Annotated in this window: 2 protein-coding genes; both read right to left on the reverse strand. The window is 72.5% G+C overall.

Going from position 1 to position 1,679, the window contains the following annotated elements:
* Positions 1 to 809, reverse strand: an 809-nt coding sequence (locus IH00_RS44930; RefSeq protein ID WP_039947882.1) for a sensor domain-containing protein, incomplete at its 3' end; no start/stop codon positions are given.
* Between the two features lie 314 nt (positions 810 to 1,123).
* On the reverse strand, positions 1,124 to 1,679 hold a 556-nt coding region (locus IH00_RS0136420; RefSeq protein ID WP_031080784.1), incomplete at its 5' end, for a sensor histidine kinase.

The raw sequence follows: 1,679 nt of genomic DNA on the forward strand, positions 1-1,679 counted from the left end.
GCCACGAGCCGTGCCTGGGCGCCGTCGTGCAGGTCGCGTTCGATGCGCCGCAGGTCGGCGGCGGCCGTGTCGATGACCACGCCCCGGTCCGACTCCAGCTCCGAGACCCGTGTGGCCAGCCGGGACGGGCCCAGCAGCCCTATGACCAGCAGCCGGTCGACGGTCGCCAGCGCCCGGATGACCCATGGCGTGATCAGCCAGAACATCAACCCGAGCAGGCTCGTCAGCACCAGCTCGAAGGGCGAGTCGAGGTAGATGCTGTGCGTCCGGTCGCTGTACAGCTGCAGCCCGTCCACTCCCGCGTGCATCGGGATGACCCACTGCCAGAGCGGATAGGTGAGCAACGCCCACCCATAGGCCCAGAAGGCCAGCGACACCGCGAAGGCGAAGACGGCCCAGGGCAGGTGCACCACCGCATAAAGGAAGTGCCGCCAGGACACACCGCTCCTGAGCACTCCGCCGACCCACGCCATCATTCCGGCGCCGGACTCCCTGCCCGACCGGCTCGGCACGGGGACGGGGTCGGCGATCTCGGCTCCCAGGAGGCCCCGCGCCCGGGCCCGCTCCAGCGCGCCGAATCCGCGGCACACCGCCAGTGCGCCGGCGAGCACCGGTATGCCCAGGAACGTCACGAGCAGCCCGGCGCCGAGCGACGCCATGGTGAGAGCGACGGCGAAGTAGAAGACACTGAGCGGAAGGCTGAGCAGGAGGTAGGCGAACTCCCGCCAGGTACGGGCCTCGAGCGGCGCGCGGAGCGCGGCGGGGAGGCGGTGGTGCCGGGCGGTACCCGGTCCGTAAGCCATGGCCATTGCTTGGTCCGTCCGTTTCTGCCGGTGAGCCGGGCTGGTGGCGTCGTCGTGTTTCCAGGCTGCCGGTTCCGCACCCCGCCCCACCATGAGGAGGGTCGCCGTCTCGACCGGGGGTTTTCCCTACCGCTCGGCCGTGGCAGACCGTGGAGTCAGGGTCAGGTGTGAGGTGACAGGGGGCCGACGTCGGGCGTCAGGCATCAAGCAGCATCAAGCAACAGGCGTCAGGCGGCCGGTGCCTGCCGGCTGCCGACGGGCGAAGTGCGCACGGCCGGGCAGCGGGGCGGCCGCCTGCGCGAACCGAACGGTCGGCGGAGCTAGCGAGCCGCCGGGTGCGCGGCGTCCCGGTGGCGCCAGGGGAGCTCCGCGGTGACCGTCGTCGGACCGCCGGCCGGGGAGTCCAGCACGAACAGCCCGTCGACCGCGCCCAGCCGTTCCGCGAGGCCCGCCATGCCGGTTCCGCCGTCGAGCCGGGCCCCGCCCCGCCCGTCGTCCGTCACCTGTATCAGCAGCCGGTCGTCCGCCCGCCATACGTCGACGGCGGCCGTACGGGCCCGGGAGTGCTTGGAGACGTTCTGGAGGAGCTCCGAGACGGTGAAGTAGGCGATTCCTTCTATCGCGTCGGCGGGCCGCTCGGGCAGGTCGACGGTGACGCGGACGGGCACCGTGCAGCGGGAGGCCACCGCGGACAGGGCGGCGTCCAGGCCGCGGTCGGTCAGTACGGCGGGGTGGATGCCGCGCGCCAGGTCGCGCAGCTCCTGGAGGGCGAGCTTCACCTCCCCGTGCGCCTCCTCGACCATCGCTGCGGCGGCCTCCGGATCCTCCAGCAGCTTCTCCTTGGCGAGGCCCAGGCCCATCGCGAGCGCCACGAGC

The sequence above is a fragment of the Streptomyces sp. NRRL S-118 genome (assembly GCF_000716335.1).
In the GTDB taxonomy this organism is placed as follows: domain Bacteria; phylum Actinomycetota; class Actinomycetes; order Streptomycetales; family Streptomycetaceae; genus Streptomyces.